Raw genomic sequence first — 17,113 nt, forward strand, 5'->3', positions numbered from 1 at the left:
AGTTTCATGGAGGAAACAAGGACGAGGCTGACTGCGGATGAGTTTTTCAGGCTCTACCCGGAAGAGACACGTATAGAGCTAATTGACGGGGAGGTTTATGAGATGCCCGCACCAAGTGCAAAACATCAGGATGTTCTTATAAGAATACTCCTTCCTATGAGGATATATGCAGACAGCAAGTCGTCAGGTGTTGTTCTCACCGCACCCGTAGATGTGATATTTTCAGAGGATACCGTCCTTCAGCCTGACATAGTGTATGTATCTGACCAATCCAAGGTAAAGGAAAAGATACACGGGGCTCCAGACCTTGTGGTGGAGGTGGTCTCTCCGTCAACTTTTAAGAGGGACATAACCGACAAGATGAAGCTGTATGAAAGGCATGGTGTAAGGGAATACTGGCTTGTGTTTCCTTTAGAAAAGACCATAATGGTCTATGAGCTTACAGAGAAGGGTTATGAGCTCTTTTCCTACGCCACGGAGAAGGGCAAAGTAAAGTCAAGAGTCCTGCAGGGCTTTGAGCTGGAGGTGGAGGAGGTTTTTGGGGGTCTGTGATGGAAGTCAAGACAAAACTTACCACAGAGGAGTTCTTCAAACTCTATCCCGAAGAGTCCAGAGTAGAGCTCATTGATGGGGAGGTTTATGAGATGCCCGCACCAAGCTTTGTGCATCAGGAGGTAGTGGCGAGAATCTTTATCCCCATGAGGCTTTACTCAGAGGAGAGTAGGCTGGGTAAAGTTGTTTTCTCCCCGATTGATGTGGTGTTGGATGAAGGTAATGTTCTGCAGCCGGACATAGTCTTTGTCTCAGACGCTGGCAGGATAGGGAAAAACATACAGGGTGCACCTGACCTTTTGGTGGAGGTTGTCTCCCCTTCTACCCTTATCAGAGACCTTACTGACAAGATGAAGATATACGAAAGGAACGGAGTTCAGGAATACTGGATAGTCTTTCCCCTTGAGAAAGCCATAATCGTATACACATTGAGTCCAGAAGGTTATGAGCTTTTCTCATCCGCCGTAGAAAAGGGCAAAGTAAGGTCAAAGGCTCTCAAGGGCTTTGAGCTGGAGGTGGAGGAAGTCTTTAAGGGGCTTTAAGGAGGGTCTTTATCAGCTCTTTCACTATCAACTCACTGGCTTCGAGCTTTCTTCCAGCTTTTATATCAAGTCTCCTTCCATCTCTAAAGAATAGCCTTCCCTCGTAAGTTTCTGAACCCATACTTTCCAGTGGGTTTGCCACAATCAGGTCAAGGTTCTTTTCTTGAAGTTTTTTCAGAGCGTTTCCCTCTAGTCTTTCCCTCTCTTCCAGCGCAAAGCCTACCAGAAACTTATCCCCCTCTGACCTTCCCAGCTCAGCAAGTATATCGGGGTTTTTCACCAGCTCAAGGGTAAACCTTTCACGCTTTTTTAGCTTTCCTCCATAAACTTCAGACGGTCTGTAGTCCGCTACCGCCGCATTCATGACCACTATATCAGCCCAGTCTTTGAGGTGCATTACCCTCTCAAACATATCCTGCGCAGAGACAACCCTTATGACCTCCACCTCTGGAGGCTCCTCTGCGGTGGTAAAGCCTGCCACCACCTTAACCTGAGCCCCATACCACCTGAAAACCCTCGCAAGAGAGAAGCCCATAAGACCACTTGAGAGGTTGGATATAAACCTCACAGAATCTATAAACTCCCTTGTGGACCCTGCGGTTATGAGAACCCTCTTACCTTCAAGGAGTTTGGGTCTCAAGGCATACTCAACCCAGTCTAAGAGCCTTTCCAGAGAGGCAAGCCTTCCCTGTCCTTCCTCCTCACACAGGAGCTTTCCCTCCTCCGGTTCAATTATGATGACGCCTCTGTCTTTAAGCCTTTTGATGTTTTCCTGCACTGCAGGATTCTTATACATCTCCACATTCCCCGCAGGGGCGAGCATCAGAGTGCCCTTGTGAGAGAGGGCACAGGTGGTAAGAAGATTGTCCCCTATGCCCAATGCTATCTTTGAAAGGGTATTTATACTGCAGGGTGCCACAAGAAACAGGTCCGACCACCTGGGGAGGTTTATATGAAGAAGGGGGTCGTCCTCCCAATCCACATAGGCTCTGTTTCCAGAAAGAGCCTGAAAGGTGAGCCTGCTTATGAACCTTTCAGAGAAGGGAGACATGACAACCCTGACCTGATGTCCAGACTTTACCAGCTCCCTCACCAACTCACAGGCTCTGTATATGGCTATGCTTGAGCTTACTCCCAGAAGTATCTTAGCCATCCCTGAGAGCCCAGTAAAGGACTGCCATCCTCACATAAAGCCCCTTTTCAACCTGCCTCATAATAAGGGACTTGTCCGAATAAAGCAACTCACTGTCAATATCCACGTAGAGGTTCACCGGCCCAGGATGCATAAAGTAGCCCTTAAGCTTTTTGTATCTTTCTCTGGTGAGCCCAAACTGTAAAAAGTAGCTCTCCTTGCTTGCTATAAAGTTTTCCCTGAATCTCTCTTCCTGAAGGCGGAGCCAGATGCACAGGTCAGCCCATTCAATTGCTTCATCAACGCTATCAAATACACGCTTCACACCGAAGGGTGAAAGGTCTGAGGGTATAAGAGTTCTCGGACCGCAAACCCCAATCTCCGCCCCATAAAGGTTAAGAAGATAGGACCCAGAACGAAAGACCCGGCTGTGAAGTATGTCCCCCACATACACCACCCTCCTGCCCTCCAAAGACCCGAGGACTTCCTGGGCTGTAAAAAGGTCAATGAGCCCCTGGGTGGGATGTTGATGGGTTCCGTCTCCGGCGTTTATAAGGCTTATGCTCTCTTTCATATAATCTTCATAGGGGAAGAGAACATAAGGGATTCTGAAGACAATAGTCTTGAAGCCAAGAGCATGAAGACTTCTGACAGTATCGCGAAAGCTCTCCCCCTTTTCTATTGAACTTTCCCCTCTGCCTGCATAGTAAGTTCTGAGCCCGAGAAGTCTACAGGCCTTCTCAAAGGAAAAACGCGTCCTTGTAGAACTTTCAAGAAAAAGAAGAGCTACATCACCCTCAAGACTTTCTCTCTCACCCCTGCTAAATCTTTCAGAGAGGAATTTAAGTTTGTGAATATCCTCTCTACTGAGGTCTCTCACAGAGATTAGGTGCTTTGACATTTCGGGAATATAATTTTAACATGGACAGAAAGGAGCAGATAATAGAGCTCATACCCCAGGGCTATAGAAGCGTCAAAGCCCTCGCTCAACACTTTGGGGTATCGCTGATGACCATATACAGGGATGTGAGGGAGCTTGAGAAGGAGGGGAGGATTGTAAGAAAACATGGGGAGCTGCTTCTGAGAGAAGAGGCTGGAGAAGCAATAGAAGAGGCTATGCCCTCCTGTGCCTACTGCACAAAACCCATAGAGAAGAGGCTTGAATTCACTTACAGGCTCAAAAGAGGGAGGATTATAAGAGCCTGCTGTGCTCATTGTGGATTATTGCTTTACAAGAACATAAGGGAGGAAGATATTGAATCCTGTATGACATGGGACTTTATAAATTGCAGACCCCTCAGCTGTTTTTCCGCATGGTATGTGGTTGGCTCTTCTGCCATGCCATGCTGTTCTCCATCCGCAATAGCCTTTGCAAATAAGGAGGACGCTGAGAAGTTTGCCAGAGGCTTTGGGGGCATGGTGATGGATTTTGAGGGTGCAGTTGAGGGCATTGCACATCTGATGAAAAGGGGTTCTGTAGTTAAAATAAATCTATGAGGTTATGGTATGAAAAATTTAAAAAACGAAGAAATTCAGGAACTTAAAGAGCAAGAATTAAAAAATTTTATACCATCAGTTATAATTGATTCATCCTATAATCTAATAGCCTTAAATTCTACTGCAAAGAAGATGTTTGGTGAAGTTATAGGTAAAAAGTGTTACAAGGTTTTATACGGTTTTGAAGAGCCCTGCTATCAGAAGGGCATTAAATGTCCTGTATACGACAAGGTTGTAGACACAGACATAATAAGCATAGACTATGAAAACTATATAAGAAGCTATGGAAAGGTGCCCATGGGCGGCATATACTGGGAGAGTGTTATAAACATAACCAATGTGGACATACTCAGGTCAAGCATTATAGATTCTGTATCCGGTCTGTATAACAGGAAGTTTGCGGAAAGCTTCCTTGAAAAGAGCTTTACCCTCTGGACCAGGTACGGGCAACCCTTTGGACTTATGTTTATAGACATTGACAATCTCAAGGAGATAAACGATAGGTATGGGCATATTATGGGAGATAGAGCCATAGAAAAGATATCTGCATGTCTTAGGGTAATGGTAAGGTCATCAGATGTTGCTTGCAGGTATGGTGGGGATGAGTTTCTCGTTATTCTACCCAACACGAGCCTTGATGCAAGCGAACATGCGGCTATGAGACTGCTCAGGTGTGTGGAACAGATACAGCTTATTTTTCCTATTTCAGTAAGTATAGGGCTGACCCAGTCCCTCAGAGAGGATAGTAGCTTTAAAGACGTAATAAAGAGGGCAGATGAAGCCATGTATAAGGCTAAAAGGTCTGGAAAGGGCAAAATTGGGGTAGCCAAGTCAAAGGATGATATTTACCTAATTCATGTTGAAGGAGGAGTAGAGTATGAGCAGAGCAAAGATATACGTTGACGGCATAGAGTATGAGGTGGACAGAAGCAAACCTCTTCTTCAGAACTTGCTTGACCTTGGTATAAACCTTCCTTACTTCTGCTACCATCCACGCCTTAAGATTATCGGCGCCTGTAGAATGTGCGTTGTCTACAACGAAAAGACGGGAAGGCTCATGACATCATGCAACGTATACCCAGAAGAAGGTATGTCCATATCCATCCAGCACCCAGTGGTGAAGGAAAACCAGAAGTATCTTCTTCAGGCCTTTATGACCAGACATCCCCTTGATTGCCCCATATGCGACAAGGCTGGAGAGTGTGACCTTCAGAACTACGGAGCCCTCTTCGGTCCGCAGAAGCAGGTAGTGCCCGTTTCTGCCCTTGAAAAGGAGAGACATCAGCTGGACTGGGAGAGCGACTTTTTAGAGTATTATTCCAACAGGTGTGTAGTGTGCTACAGGTGCACTAGAGCCTGTGATGATGTGAACGGCGCCCATGCCCTCTATGTGGAAGAGAGGGGGTTTCAGGCAAACATAGCTCCAACCCTGAGACCCATGGATACTTCCATGTGTGAAATGTGCGGTCTGTGCGTTTATGTCTGTCCTGTAGGTGCCATAATATCCAAGCCCTTCAAGTACTGGACGAGGAGCTGGCTTTTGAAAAGAGATAAGACCATCTGTAACATATGCCCTGTGGGATGTGAAATTCAGGTAGAGTATGGCACGGGTGACTGGAGGTCAAAGGAGAAGGTTTACAGGACAAAGCCCACCGACGAGTTAAACATATGTGCAAAAGCCTTCTTTGGCTATGATGTGCTCAATCACGAAAGGCTCAGGTCTCCAAGTATGTTTGGCAGGGAGGAGACCAGTGGTAACGTAGCCAATTTCCTCTCTATGATAATGAAGGGGAAGCCAGAAGAAACTCTGATCCTCCTTTCCTCCTACATGACAGAGGAAGACTACAGCCTATTAAGGGAGCTGGTAAAAAGGACAGGCATTATGGTAAGCTCCACACTCTCCTTTGACCTGATGCCTTTCCTTGAGAACTACGGAGAGTACAAACCCGTAAGCATGGAGGAAATCAAAGATGCAGACTTTTATGTCTTCATAGGCGAAGATATAACCTCAACTGCACCCGTTCTTTCCTATTACACAAGGGGGAAAGTCTACAAGATAGGCAAGGTGCAGAGAGACTCAAAGTTTAACCCCGTTCTTATTGAAAAAGACCACCTTGAAAAGCTTGAAGGCAGAGGTGTTATGGTGTTTAACGCCGTGGGCATGCAACCATATGAAGCAGCAGAATGGGGAACATATCTGAAAAAAATCTGTGGGGAAAAGGGCTTTAAGCTCTTGCTTTTGCACGACAGCAACTTTCTTGGACTTATAAAACATATACCCCTTGACTGGCTTTCAAGCCCTTCCAGTGCTCTCCAGAAGGCGAAAAACCTCATAATCTTCGGTGAAGACCTGACGGATTATATAAGGATAGAAGAGCTTGAAAAGGTCTTTGATGGTCTTGAGCATCTTGTGGTCTTCTCACCCTTTGAGGATGGGATTGCCCAGTATGCACAGATAAGGATTCCCATGGCTATGATCGGTGAGCTTGAGGGAACTGTTGAAACCCTAATGGGTGAAGTAAAAACCCGGAGGTTTTTACAGAAAGCCTTCAACCACACGGAATTTCTCAGAAACCTCCTTGATTACATACCAGAGGCAGAGAAGGAGCCTGTGGTCCTCAAGGGAGGGCCTCAGCAGATTCGCAGAGAGGTCCACCTCTACAGAAGCAACTGGATAACGAGAAGGAGCGAAAACCTTACAAGACTGTATGAGAAAAACACTGCGGTTATGGAGGTGCTCAGATTGGGAAGCTCATAAGATTTCTTATAGCCTGCGCCCTTTGCGTGGCTTTTGCACTTGTGCTTTATTTAATTCTCTTTTAGAGGCATATATTAAGACCAATGGTGGGTGCTCTGGAAGAGTTTGTGGAATACCTTGGTATCAAACAGGACTTTGAGACCTTTTTATATGAGAAGGGTATGGAGAACTCAAGGGAAGCTCTAATCACATTCCTGCAGGAAAGGAATCTTCTTGAGGCTTATGAGAGATGGGTGGTTGAAAGGGACAGCATAAACCTTGTGGAAAGATACATAAACCTTGAAGACTGGGAGGTAAGGGAAAACAGCAACATGACCTATTCTCTTCAAGGGCTGAACTTTTACATAACCTCTTATGTGAGCAGGACCTATTGGCTTGAGAAGGTTTATCCGAAAAAAATAAGGGATGCACACCTGAGAGGTGATTTTCACATCCATGACCTTCAGGTTCTCAGCGTTTACTGTGTAGGGTGGGACCTCTGGGACCTTCTGCTCAATGGCTTCAGAGGAGTTCCCGGGAAGATTGAGAGCAGACCTCCGAGGCACTTCACCTCCGCCCTCGGTCAAATTGTGAACTTTCTCTACACGCTTCAAGGTGAATCTGCAGGGGCTCAGGCCTTTTCCAACTTTGATACCCTCCTCGCCCCTTTTATAAGGTATGATAGACTCAGCTACGAACAGGTAAAACAGGCAATTCAGGAGTTTGTTTACAACCTGAACGTTCCCACAAGAACTGGCTTTCAGGCGCCTTTTACAAACCTAACTTTTGACCTGAAAGTATCCCCCATATACAGGGAGCAGGCTGCTCTCGTAGGCGGGGAGCTGAAGGATGCGGTATATGGTGAGTTTCAGGAAGAGGTGGATATGCTGAACAGAGCCTTTTTTGAGGTGATGCTGGAGGGGGATGCCAAGGGAAGGGTCTTTACATTCCCCATACCCACCTACAGCATAACAAAGGACTTTGACTGGGAAAATCCCGTATATGAAGGCTTATGGAAGATGAGCGCAAAGTATGGTATTCCTTATTTTGCCAACTTTGTTAACTCTGAGATGAGGCCCGAGGATGTGAGGAGTATGTGCTGCAGGCTCAGGCTAGACCTGAGCAAACTTGAGAGGAAGGGTGGCAGCTTCTTTGGGGCAAACCCTCTCACAGGTTCCATAGGTGTGGTCACCGTAAATATGCCCAGGATTGGTTACCTGTCAAAATCGGAGGAGGAGTTTTTCCAGAGGCTTTCTGAGCTTATGGAGCTTGCCATGGAAAGCCTTGAGATAAAGAGAGAGGTTTTAGAGGAACTTACAGATAGGGGACTATATCCCTACTCAAAGTTTTATCTCAGAGAAATAAAATCCAGATTCGGGCAATATTGGAAGAATCATTTTTCTACCATAGGTCTTGTGGGTATGAACGAGGCGTGTCTTAACCTCCTTGGTGTTTCCATAGCAGAGCCTGAGGGGAGGAACTTTGCCATAAGAGTTCTTGATTTCATGAGGGAGAAGCTCCTTGAGTTTCAAAAAAGGACTGGTAACAACTACAACTTCGAGGCAACACCAGCCGAATCCACCGCTTATAGGCTTGCCAGGCTTGATAAAAAACTCTTCCCTGATATACTTGTGGCAAATGAGGATAACTACAGAAAGGGTGCAGAGCCCTTCTACACAAACTCCACCCAGCTGCCCGTTGACTACACCGACGACCCATTCCTTGTGCTTGAGCATCAGGAGGAGCTTCAGATAAGGTACACGGGCGGAACGGTTATACATTTCTTCGTTGGAGAGAGGATAGAAGATGTGGAAGCACTCAAGAGATTTGTAAAGAAGGTATGTGAAAAATACAGGATTCCCTACTTTACCATAACACCCACCTTCAGCGTCTGTCCGAATCATGGCTATATCTCTGGAGAACATGAAGCCTGTCCATACTGCGGCTCAAAGACAGAGGTGTATTCAAGGGTTGTGGGCTACCTGAGACCAGTTCATCAGTGGAACGAGGGCAAAAGAGAGGAGTTCAGGATGAGAAAAACCTTCAGGAGAGAGCTTATAGGATGAAAGATTTGGCTGGCGTATCTGTGAGTTCTGAGTATCCCCTGTGTCTTTTCAGGGTTGGTGGCTTTCAGAGGTTTACCCTTATAGACTTTCCCGGCAGACCTGCCTGCATAGTCTTCACGCAGGGCTGTAACTTCAGGTGTGGATACTGTTACAATGTGGAGCTCGTCCTGCCAGAGAAATTCGTTCCCGTCATTCCGTCAGAGGAGGTGTTTTCTTTCCTTAAGGAGAGGAGGGGTCTTTTAGAGGGGGTAGTTATAACCGGCGGTGAGCCTACGATTCAGAGGGGTCTAGAGGAGTTTGCTGAAAGGGTTAAGGATATGGGATATGCCATAAAGCTGGATACAAACGGAAGCCAGCCCCATGTCCTGAAAAGACTTCTGGAAAGAGGGCTTGTGGATTATGTAGCCATGGATGTGAAAGCCCCGCCCTACAAATACCAAGAGGTCTGCGGTGTTGAGGTTGATGTGGACAGAATACTGGAAAGCATAGAGCTAATAAAGGCCTCTGGGGTGGATTATGAGTTCAGAACCACCGTTGTCAAAGAACAGCTCAACGGTGAAGACATACTGAAAATAGCAGAGCTTCTGAGAGGCTCAAAAAGGTATTATCTGCAGAGGTTCATACCTGGCAAGACCCTTGACCCCTCTTTCTCCCAAAAGACCACTTACTCAGATGAGGAGTTTTCAGGTATTATAGAAGGTATCAGGGCCTATTTCCAGGAATGCTCCTTCAGATGATTACTCTGCCTTTTATAAATTCAAGCACCCTTTCCCTTATGCCCTCAGCATCTATACCCACCAGGTTTCTCAGCAGGTTCTGGTTTCCATGTTCTATGAACCTGTCCGGGATTCCGAGCGTGAGGACCTTCTTGCTATAGCCTCTTTTTGCCAGCCATTCTAATACCCCAGAACCAAAGCCACCTATAACCGTATTGTCCTCCACTGTCACAAAGATCTCATACCTTGCAGAAAGCTCCTCAAGAAGTTCCTCATCCATCGGCTTTACAAACCTCGCATTCACTACAGAAAGGTCAAGACCTTCCTTCAGAAGCTCTTCAGAAGCCTTTAGAGCCTGATAGACCGTGTAGCCCACTGCAAGGATTACACCATCTGTGCCTTCTTTGAGCACTTCCCAGCTTCCTACCTTTATGAGCCTGAAGCCCTCTGTGGGCACGCCGTAGGCAGGTCCCCTCGGATATCTTATGGCGAAGGGTCCGTTGTGGTGAAGGGCTGTGTAGAGAAGGTCTCTGAGCTCCTGTTCATCCTTTGGTGCAGAGACCACCATGTTGGGTATGCACCTCAGATATGAGAGGTCAAAGACTCCGTGGTGCGTGGGACCATCATCTCCCACAAGACCACCCCTGTCTATGGCAAAAACCACATGCAGGTTCTGAAGCGCCACGTCGTGTATGAGCTGGTCGTAAGCCCTCTGGAGAAAAGTAGAGTAATAACAGGCTACGGGCTTTAGACCGCCCGCTGCAAGCCCACCAGCGAAGGTGCAGGCATGCTGCTCCGCAATGCCCACATCAAAAAACCTCTCAGGAAACCTCCTGCTGAACTCCACAAGGCCAGAGCCCTCCTTCATGGCAGGGGTTATAACCACCACATCTGGGTCGTGCTCTGCCAGCTCTACTATAGCCTTTCCAAAGACGGAAGTCCAGGTTGGCGGTGATGGCTTTTTTATAAACTCTCCAGACTCCCTTTTGTAGGGTGCCACGCCATGCCAAGTGACTGGGTCGCTCTCCGCAGGCTTGTAGCCCTTGCCCTTTTTTGTGTATACGTGTAAGAGGACAGGACCCTCTATGTGCCTTACGTTCTCAAGGGTTCTTTCAAGGGCGGGGAGGTCGTGCCCGTTAACGGGACCTATGTAGTTAAAGCCAAGCTCTTCAAATATAACTCCTGGGGAGAGAAGCCCCTTGAGAAACTCCTCTGTAAGCTTCATCACTCTCAGGGCAGGGCTTCCCAGATGCTCCAGCAGATGCTTTACCTTCTGCCTGGTCTCCTGAACGAAGTGCCCGCTGAGTATCTTGCTCAGGTATGTGGATATGGCTCCCACGTTGGGTGATATGGACATCTCGTTGTCGTTGAGTATTACGATGAACCTGTTGGGTCTTAAATGCCCTGCATTGTTGAGTGCCTCAAAAGCCATGCCTGCGGTCATGGCACCGTCGCCGATTACTGCTACTACATAGCGGTCTCCTTCTCCAAGGAGGTCAAAGGCTTTTCTGAAACCAAGGGCTGCGGAGATGGAAGTTGAACTGTGGCCTGCACCGAAGGCGTCAAAGGGGCTCTCCTCTCTTCTGAGAAAGCCTGATATGCCACCATACTGTCTGAGGGTTGGGAAAAGCTCCTTTCTGTCGGTAAGTATCTTCCATGGGTAAGCCTGATGACCTATGTCCCAGACTATGGTGTCCTTTGGAGCTTCAAAGACTCTCAGAAGAGCAATGGTCAGCTCTACGGCACCCAATCCCGGCGCCACATGTCCACCGTTCCTGGCGGTCACTTCTATCAGATAATCCCTTACCTCTTCCGCAAGACGTTCAAGCTCTCTATAGTCATATCCTTTCAGGTCCAGAGGACCGCCGTATTCCTTCAGGAGTTCATACTTTTCCAGCATGCCTTATAAAGCTATGCCCTGTTTTTTACCTTTCAAGGCTCTTTAGGAGAAAAAGACGAGCCTCAGCATCCAACCTGTGAAGAACTGGAAAAGGGTCAGCAAAAGCCCCACAGCCGGGAGAATTATAAGCTTTTTACCTGCAGTCTCGCCTTTGAACCAGAATACCACAAAGGTAAGCACTGAGAAAACAAACACAAATACACCGTTCCACTTGTGGGGGAAGCCCCATATGAAGGGCACCTTTGACTGAACCAGAGGAACAGAAGACACACCAAAACCAAACAACACCGATAGCAGGGCAAAGATTATGAGAAGCACGTTCAGGTAAAGAGCATACCTCATCATATTCCTTGTTTTCAGCAGACTGAGGATGTAGAGAGTAAAGACAATAAGGGCAAGCAATATGGTAGGGTAGGAAAAAAGAGGATGCAACACCATCAGACCACCTCCAGCTTTTTATCCACTTCTATTATACTCCTGTAGAGGTTGTTGAGTATATCCACATAATCCTCCTTACCTTCCTCCACCCTGTCCATGAGCTCTTCAAGCCTGCTTGTGAATTCCTCTCTCAGAAACTCATGGACCTCCTCCCTGCTCTGCAGATAGCCATATACCTCCTTTCCCAGTTTGGTGGGAATTAGAAATCCCTTGTTCTCTATTACATAGCCTCTTTCTAATAGCTTTTCCACTATGCTGGCGTAGGTGGAGGGTCTTCCTATACCTCTTTTTTTCATTTCCTGCACGAGCTCTCCGTGGGTATAAAGGTATGCCTTTGGTTGTGAAAGAAGTTGTTTCTTCCGAGAGACATCTAAAACCCCAATCAGAGGGCTGTAAAGGTCAATTGTGACCAGTCTGTTCCATCCATCCTCAAGCACCTCAGCTGGCACTTCAAGCTCTAACTCTCCACCAGAAGTCTGAATACCGAGCCTGTATACCCTGAGTTTTACGGGCTTCATCTGGCTTGCCATGAACCGTCTGAAGATAAGCTCGTAAAGCTGAAGGTGTTCTCTGGTCAGCCCTTCCGTCTGACCGCTCAGAAACAGGGTTCTGAGCTCCTCCGGGTCTATGCTCCTCGTTGGTCTTATGCACTCGTGGGCTCCACCCTCGCCCCATGCCCTTGGATGGAAATAAGCTTCTCCAAACTCTTCCCCTATATACTGCCTTGCTATACCTATGCCGTAGTCAGATACCCTTGTGGAGTCAGTCCTGTGGTAGGTGATGTATCCAAGCTCAAAAAGCGTCTGGGCCAGGCTCATGGTCTTTGGAAGGGACCATCTGTATGCGTCGCTGGCAGACTTGAGCATGGTGTCTGTGCTGAAGGGGGGTGGAGGGTTTCTGAGCTCTTCTCTCTGCTCCTTTAATTCAACTCTTATTTGTGAAAGTCTGGAGTAAAACTCCTCCGCAGCCTCCTTTTTCTCAAAGCTCCATTCTACCCTGAGCTTGCCCCTTTCATCAATGGTGACCACAACCCTGTATACCTTCTGTCTGTATTCTTTCTCCCTCTCTATTATCCAGCCGAGGACAGGCGTCTGAACTCTTCCAGCAGAGAGCCACTGCTTTCCAAAGGCACTCTGAAGGAGCTTTGAAAACTCAAAGCCCACCCATCTGTCCGCCACCCTCCTGAGAACCTGTGCCTTCACAAGATTGAGGTTAAAATCTCTGCTCTCCCTGAGGGCTTTCATTATGGCCTTCTTTGTAACCTCGTGGAACTCCATCCTTTTTATGTTGGGGTTATATGCTCTCAATATTTCCCCCACATCCCAGCCTATCTTCTCGCCCTCTGTATCGGGGTCTGTGGCTATCAGAACCTCCTGAGCTTCTATGGCCATTCGCCTCAGGCTCTGGACTATCTTTTCCTTTCCCTCAATTACCTCATAAACCGGCGTGGGCTTTCCGTTCATGTAAACTCCATGAAAACCTTCTTCCTTGTTGAGGTCAAGCACATGTCCCAGGCTTGCAGTTATCATCACATATCTGTCCTCTGTGGAGGTTTCCAGAAGCTCGTGCTCTCCCACTCTTCTTCTGACCGCCTTGCCAAAGAAACCCGCTATTGTCCTCGCCTTGTTGGGAGACTCCACCACTACAAGCACGGGCTTTAGAAGCTCTTTGCTCTCTGGCATTTCCTCACCGGCAAGAAACCTCTTTATTTTTTCCCTATCTCTGTCCACTTCCTCCCGAATCCCCCCAATCTCCTCCTTCCTGAAGACCCTGAACTCTATATCTTCGTTGAACCACTTTACCTTTTTTATCAGATGTCTGAAGGCTCTTGGGTCATCAACAAGAACCAAGCTTATGCCCCTGCTTATACCCCCTGCAAACATGCGAGAAGTCCTTCCGCTCGCCTGAAGGTAGCCCGTGGCATCGGAGACCACCATCTGATAGCCCTCTTCTGTCTTCCTTAAGGTTATCTCCTCCGAGGCCTGCATGAGCTCAAGAAGCTCCTCTGAGGCGAGGAAACTGCCTACCTCTTCCCTCAGCCTGTCTATCTTCTTTAGGAGCTCAGGCTTGTCCCTGAGGAAATCTTCGCTGAGATACTGATATCTTCTCAGGCTTTCAAGCCAGCGGTCCACTTCTCTGAGCTTATGGGGTATTTTTTTAGCAAGGAGGCTTCTGATAGACATTAGAGCCCACAGAATGTGGGAAAGGTTTTGCTCAAACTTCAGAGATATAACTATCTTGGGAACACCGTAAAAAAGGGCATACCTTATCACATGAGGAAGGTCTATACCTCTGGCAAGTGGGTTTCTGTAAGAGGCTATGCCCACAAGGAGGTCAACCTTACCTTCTTCGTATTCCCTGAGCACACCGTCGTCTACCTTTTCATAGGACACCGCCCTTATGCCCCTCTCCTGAAGGTAGGAAACAACCTCCTCCACAAACTCCTTTTTCCTGTCTGAGGGAACAAAAAGCAGTCCACCCTTTCCCAGAAGTCTTATCCAGTCTTCTAAGGGTGTTGAGTTTATATCCTCATACAGGTCAACCACATTTCTGAGATAGAAGGTGGGAGTTCCCACCTCAAAGCCAAGAAGTTCCCTGAAGAGCTTTATCCTGCTTGAGCGAGGGTTTGAGGTGGCAGAGGAGACCACGAGAACCCCCCTCCTTTTTTCAGAAGCTTCTCTGACCCTCTGAGAGAGCTCCCTTATACTTTCCCAGTCCTCCTCTTCCTTGTTCCTTCTTTCCTTTAACCTTATGAGCCTCATGGCAAGGTCTATGTCTTCTTCTGAAAAACCCAGAAGAAGTAGAAGCTTGTCTATGTTTTTTGCAGTTTTCAGAAAGGAGTCCACATCGTCAACAAACACAAAGTGAAAGCCCTTGGGTATTATTTCCTGATTTCTATACAGAAACATGGAGGTGCTCACAAGCACCTTAAAGTCTCCTTCCTGAAGTCTTGCCTTTTTGAGGTCCTTTTGCTTCTGGCTTTCCTCTGAAAAGTAGAGTATGTTTTCTTCCTCAAGACCAAAATTGATAAGTTTCTGAACCGCCTGCTCCACAAGAACGCGAGTGGGAAGTATTATGTAAGACCTTTTACCCTTCTTCGCCAGATAACTTGCCATGGAAAGACCAAAGGAGGTTTTGCCCACTCCTGTGGGTGCGAGAAGTCCAAAGGAGTTTCCAAGAAAGACCCTTTTTGCCCAGCTGAGCTGAAGGCTCCAGGGCTTTAACTTCAGATAGCCTTCAAAGTGTTCCTCCCAAGACCTTAGCTCCTCCTCCACGTTACACAGCCTTGTAAGCTCCCCCTCTCTCACAAGGCTCTTACAGTAGTCTCCACTTCCTGGCATGCACCTCTCGCAGGGAAGTCCGAGCTCAAGTCTTTCTGAGCTTATGTCTCCACCGCAGTTGGGGCAGAGCTTCTTAAAGAGGCTTTTTATCATAGTCCTTTATTTTATAGCAGTTTAACCTTCTTCCCTTCCCTTAAGCACAAGCCTTAGAGGTGCGTTCTTTATGCCGAGGTGCTCCCTCAGCCTTCTTTCAAAGAATCTCAGATAGTCCTTCCTCCACAGCTCAGGGTCATTTGTAAAGAGCACCACCGTGGGTGGTCTTGTGCTTTCCTGAAAGGCGTAATAAACCTTTACTTCTTTCCCCTTCTGAGAGGGTGGGTGTTTTTCCCTGAGAACCTTTTCCACCGCCCTGTTTACAAAGGAGGTTTTGTGCTGGACATTGTAGTCTTCCCATACAGACTCACAGGCTCTCATAAGCTCCTGAACGCCCTGACCTTTGACTGCAGAGGTCAGCACCACAGGTGCAAAGTCAAGAAAGTAAAGCTCCCTTCTTATGTAGGCTTCTATTTCTCTCCTGCCTGCCTTCACAAGGTCCACCTTGTTGCCCACAATCACGCATCCCCTGTGCCTTCTTTCTATAAGACCTCCGATTTTCTTGTCCTGGTCTGTTATGCCTTCAGAGAGGTCAAGCACCAGGCAGGAAATGTCAGAAAGTTCTATTGCCTTTATGGACCTTCCCACAGAAAAGAATTCAACTCCATACTCAACCCTGCTCCTTCTTCTAATGCCGGCAGTGTCTACAAGGACAAAGTCCTTTCCATCAAAGGAGAAGGGAACTTCAATAGAGTCCCTTGTGGTTCCCGGGACTGGTGATACCACAACCCTTTCTTCTCTGAGTATGGCATTGAGCAGCGATGATTTTCCCACGTTGGGTCTTCCCACAAGGGCTATGCGTATGCCTTCCATAACTCTTGCCCCTTCCTCCGGAAGGAGCTCCACGAGGTTGTTCAGTAGCTCACCCACACCCCTTCCGTGCTGAGCAGACAGAGGAAAGACTCTTTCAAAGCCGAGAGAGTAAAATTCGTAAACTCTTTCCTCAAACCTGCCGTTGTCAATCTTGTTTACTGCAAGGAAAACCCTTTCCTTGTAGGGATATAGCAGCTGGGCAATATACTGGTCTCCTGCCGTGAGACCCTCCCTGCCATCTACCACGAAGATTATGGCTTTTGCCTCAGCCAGAACTCTCTGAATCTGTCTTTTTATGCTCTCTGTTATCTCATCACCTCTTTCAAGAACTCCACCCGTATCCGCCACCGTGAAGCTTTTGCCCTGCCAGTGTGCCACACCCTCCACCACATCTCTCGTGACTCCAGGCATATCATGAACGATGCTTTTGCGTCTTCTCACGAGTCTGTTGAAGAGGGTAGACTTCCCCACATTTGGTCTTCCCACTATAAGAACCTCAGCCATAAGGTGAAAAGTTTAAATCAAACTCAGCTGTAATCTATCTTTATTTTGCCTATTATATCCTTGAAGTCTTTCCACTCTATTGCGGGCCAGGTTTCAGTGGTTGCATGACCAAAGGACCTGACAATCATGGCTACCTTTGCAGCTTCTTCGTCATTTGGAGCTTCAAATATGTCAAGGTAGTCGTAGGGTCCAAAGACGACAAGGTTCATAAGCCATTTTACGTTTGGACAGTTCTCTTCGATGAGCTTTTCAGCGTGCTGTTCAATCTCCTTGAGTTTTTCAAGGTTTTTGACTGCGTAGGGAGATATTTTAGTTAGCATCACGTATACACCCATGACATTTCCTCCGCAAAGAAATTTTCAAGTTTTAAGAAATTTTCAAGTTTTTTAGGGTTTTTCACAGGTATTCCCAGGGCTATCCTCCGCTCACCCGCAGACGGGGTATCTATAATATCCGCCCGCAGGAATACCTCTATAGAGCGGAAGGGGGCACGCCTCCTTACGCCCGCACACGGGGCAAATGGCATGAAGCCCGCTCTTCCGCCCTCAGTCCTCAAACTCATAGCTCAGTCCCTCAAAGTCTACCAATTCCTCTGACCTGAAATTGCTAAACTTCCTGCAAGGATTCTTTTCCTTCAAAACCTGATACATTATCCTCACCAGCTTGTGCGCTATCACTATGAGCGCTTCCCTATGCTTCTTTCCCCTTCTTCTTAGCTCCCAGTATGTCTCATAGTATGGCATACCCTTCCTCGTCAGCCCAAAGGCTATCATGTATAGAAT

At 47.3% G+C, this 17,113-nt stretch carries 16 protein-coding genes; 7 read left to right on the forward strand and 9 right to left on the reverse strand.

Annotated features, from left to right (window positions below; all coding sequences use genetic code 11):
* The first annotated feature begins 6 nt into the window (after nt 1-6).
* Together WHS43_01615 and WHS43_01620 are read left to right on the forward strand one after the other, a co-directional pair.
* Nucleotides 7-552 (forward strand): Uma2 family endonuclease, encoded by a 546-nt coding sequence (locus WHS43_01615; protein MEJ5338333.1) that lies wholly within the window; start codon nt 7-9, stop codon nt 550-552.
* Nucleotides 552-1,094 (forward strand): Uma2 family endonuclease, encoded by a 543-nt coding sequence (locus tag WHS43_01620; GenBank protein MEJ5338334.1) that lies wholly within the window; start codon nt 552-554, stop codon nt 1,092-1,094. The genes WHS43_01615 and WHS43_01620 overlap by 1 nt, the downstream gene beginning before the upstream one ends.
* Here WHS43_01620 and coaBC read toward each other — a convergent pair.
* Both coaBC and WHS43_01630 read right to left on the reverse strand, forming a co-directional pair.
* Nucleotides 1,081-2,247, reverse strand: coding sequence for a bifunctional phosphopantothenoylcysteine decarboxylase/phosphopantothenate--cysteine ligase CoaBC (gene coaBC, locus WHS43_01625; protein MEJ5338335.1), 1,167 nt, complete (start codon nt 2,245-2,247; stop codon nt 1,081-1,083). The genes WHS43_01620 and coaBC overlap by 14 nt on opposite strands.
* Complete coding sequence (locus tag WHS43_01630) at nt 2,240-3,127, reverse strand: aspartate carbamoyltransferase catalytic subunit (protein ID MEJ5338336.1); 888 nt, start codon at nt 3,125-3,127, stop codon at nt 2,240-2,242. Before WHS43_01630 ends, coaBC begins: the two co-directional genes overlap by 8 nt.
* A gap of 20 nt (nt 3,128-3,147) precedes the next feature.
* Between WHS43_01630 and WHS43_01635 the strand changes: the two genes are divergently transcribed.
* The 5 genes from WHS43_01635 (at nt 3,148) to WHS43_01655 (ending at nt 9,263) form a co-directional block, all read left to right on the forward strand.
* Complete coding sequence (locus WHS43_01635) at nt 3,148-3,723, forward strand: DeoR family transcriptional regulator (protein MEJ5338337.1); 576 nt, start codon at nt 3,148-3,150, stop codon at nt 3,721-3,723.
* Nucleotides 3,724-3,732: 9 nt separating this feature from the next.
* A complete protein-coding gene (locus WHS43_01640; protein MEJ5338338.1) occupies nt 3,733-4,626 on the forward strand; it encodes a GGDEF domain-containing protein in 894 nt (297 codons plus the stop codon).
* The gene (locus tag WHS43_01645; GenBank protein MEJ5338339.1) at nt 4,601-6,481 is read left to right on the forward strand and encodes a 2Fe-2S iron-sulfur cluster-binding protein; all 1,881 of its coding nucleotides are present in this window, start codon (nt 4,601-4,603) and stop codon (nt 6,479-6,481) included. Before WHS43_01640 ends, WHS43_01645 begins: the two co-directional genes overlap by 26 nt.
* Nucleotides 6,482-6,564: 83 nt before the next feature.
* Nucleotides 6,565-8,526, forward strand: a complete 1,962-nt coding sequence (locus WHS43_01650) for a ribonucleoside triphosphate reductase (protein MEJ5338340.1) — start codon at nt 6,565-6,567, stop codon at nt 8,524-8,526.
* Nucleotides 8,523-9,263, forward strand: a complete 741-nt coding sequence (locus tag WHS43_01655) for an anaerobic ribonucleoside-triphosphate reductase activating protein (protein MEJ5338341.1) — start codon at nt 8,523-8,525, stop codon at nt 9,261-9,263. The genes WHS43_01650 and WHS43_01655 overlap by 4 nt, the downstream gene beginning before the upstream one ends.
* Here the strand turns inward: WHS43_01655 and dxs are convergent.
* The 7 genes from dxs to WHS43_01690 all read right to left on the reverse strand — a co-directional run.
* On the reverse strand, nt 9,256-11,142 hold the full coding sequence (gene dxs, locus WHS43_01660; GenBank protein MEJ5338342.1) for a 1-deoxy-D-xylulose-5-phosphate synthase: 1,887 nt from the start codon (nt 11,140-11,142) through the stop codon (nt 9,256-9,258). The genes WHS43_01655 and dxs overlap by 8 nt on opposite strands.
* A gap of 42 nt (nt 11,143-11,184) precedes the next feature.
* Entirely contained in the window at nt 11,185-11,580 is a 396-nt protein-coding gene (locus WHS43_01665) for a hypothetical protein (protein MEJ5338343.1), read from the reverse strand.
* Nucleotides 11,580-15,014, reverse strand: a complete 3,435-nt coding sequence (rgy, locus tag WHS43_01670) for a reverse gyrase (GenBank protein ID MEJ5338344.1) — start codon at nt 15,012-15,014, stop codon at nt 11,580-11,582. The genes WHS43_01665 and rgy overlap by 1 nt, the downstream gene beginning before the upstream one ends.
* A 21-nt stretch (nt 15,015-15,035) precedes the next feature.
* Nucleotides 15,036-16,331 carry a ribosome biogenesis GTPase Der gene (der, locus tag WHS43_01675; protein MEJ5338345.1) on the reverse strand — a complete coding sequence of 432 codons (1,296 nt, stop codon included), beginning with the start codon at nt 16,329-16,331 and terminating at the stop codon, nt 15,036-15,038.
* Between the two features lie 23 nt (nt 16,332-16,354).
* Nucleotides 16,355-16,666, reverse strand: coding sequence for a GYD domain-containing protein (locus WHS43_01680; GenBank protein MEJ5338346.1), 312 nt, complete (start codon nt 16,664-16,666; stop codon nt 16,355-16,357).
* Nucleotides 16,651-16,893, reverse strand: coding sequence for a hypothetical protein (locus WHS43_01685; protein ID MEJ5338347.1), 243 nt, complete (start codon nt 16,891-16,893; stop codon nt 16,651-16,653). Before WHS43_01685 ends, WHS43_01680 begins: the two co-directional genes overlap by 16 nt.
* Nucleotides 16,877-17,113, reverse strand: a 237-nt coding sequence (locus WHS43_01690) for a hypothetical protein (GenBank protein ID MEJ5338348.1), incomplete at its 5' end; no start/stop codon positions are given. The genes WHS43_01690 and WHS43_01685, both read right to left, overlap by 17 nt.

The sequence above is a fragment of the Aquificaceae bacterium genome (assembly GCA_037481935.1).
In the GTDB taxonomy this organism is placed as follows: Bacteria; Aquificota; Aquificia; order Aquificales; family Aquificaceae; genus Pampinifervens.

Bases quoted from the DNA above. Each gene is read 5' to 3' on its own strand.
- WHS43_01615 (MEJ5338333.1), top strand. From the start codon at position 7: ATGGAGGAAACAAGGACGAGGCTGACTGCGGATGAGTTTTTCAGGCTC.
- WHS43_01620 (MEJ5338334.1), top strand. From the start codon at position 552: ATGGAAGTCAAGACAAAACTTACCACAGAGGAGTTCTTCAAACTCTAT.
- coaBC (MEJ5338335.1), bottom strand. From the start codon at position 2,247: ATGGCTAAGATACTTCTGGGAGTAAGCTCAAGCATAGCCATATACAGA.
- WHS43_01630 (MEJ5338336.1), bottom strand. From the start codon at position 3,127: ATGTCAAAGCACCTAATCTCTGTGAGAGACCTCAGTAGAGAGGATATT.
- WHS43_01635 (MEJ5338337.1), top strand. From the start codon at position 3,148: ATGGACAGAAAGGAGCAGATAATAGAGCTCATACCCCAGGGCTATAGA.
- WHS43_01640 (MEJ5338338.1), top strand. From the start codon at position 3,733: ATGAAAAATTTAAAAAACGAAGAAATTCAGGAACTTAAAGAGCAAGAA.
- WHS43_01645 (MEJ5338339.1), top strand. From the start codon at position 4,601: ATGAGCAGAGCAAAGATATACGTTGACGGCATAGAGTATGAGGTGGAC.
- WHS43_01650 (MEJ5338340.1), top strand. From the start codon at position 6,565: ATGGTGGGTGCTCTGGAAGAGTTTGTGGAATACCTTGGTATCAAACAG.
- WHS43_01655 (MEJ5338341.1), top strand. From the start codon at position 8,523: ATGAAAGATTTGGCTGGCGTATCTGTGAGTTCTGAGTATCCCCTGTGT.
- dxs (MEJ5338342.1), bottom strand. From the start codon at position 11,142: ATGCTGGAAAAGTATGAACTCCTGAAGGAATACGGCGGTCCTCTGGAC.
- WHS43_01665 (MEJ5338343.1), bottom strand. From the start codon at position 11,580: ATGGTGTTGCATCCTCTTTTTTCCTACCCTACCATATTGCTTGCCCTT.
- rgy (MEJ5338344.1), bottom strand. From the start codon at position 15,014: ATGATAAAAAGCCTCTTTAAGAAGCTCTGCCCCAACTGCGGTGGAGAC.
- der (MEJ5338345.1), bottom strand. From the start codon at position 16,331: ATGGCTGAGGTTCTTATAGTGGGAAGACCAAATGTGGGGAAGTCTACC.
- WHS43_01680 (MEJ5338346.1), bottom strand. From the start codon at position 16,666: ATGGGTGTATACGTGATGCTAACTAAAATATCTCCCTACGCAGTCAAA.
- WHS43_01685 (MEJ5338347.1), bottom strand. From the start codon at position 16,893: ATGAGTTTGAGGACTGAGGGCGGAAGAGCGGGCTTCATGCCATTTGCC.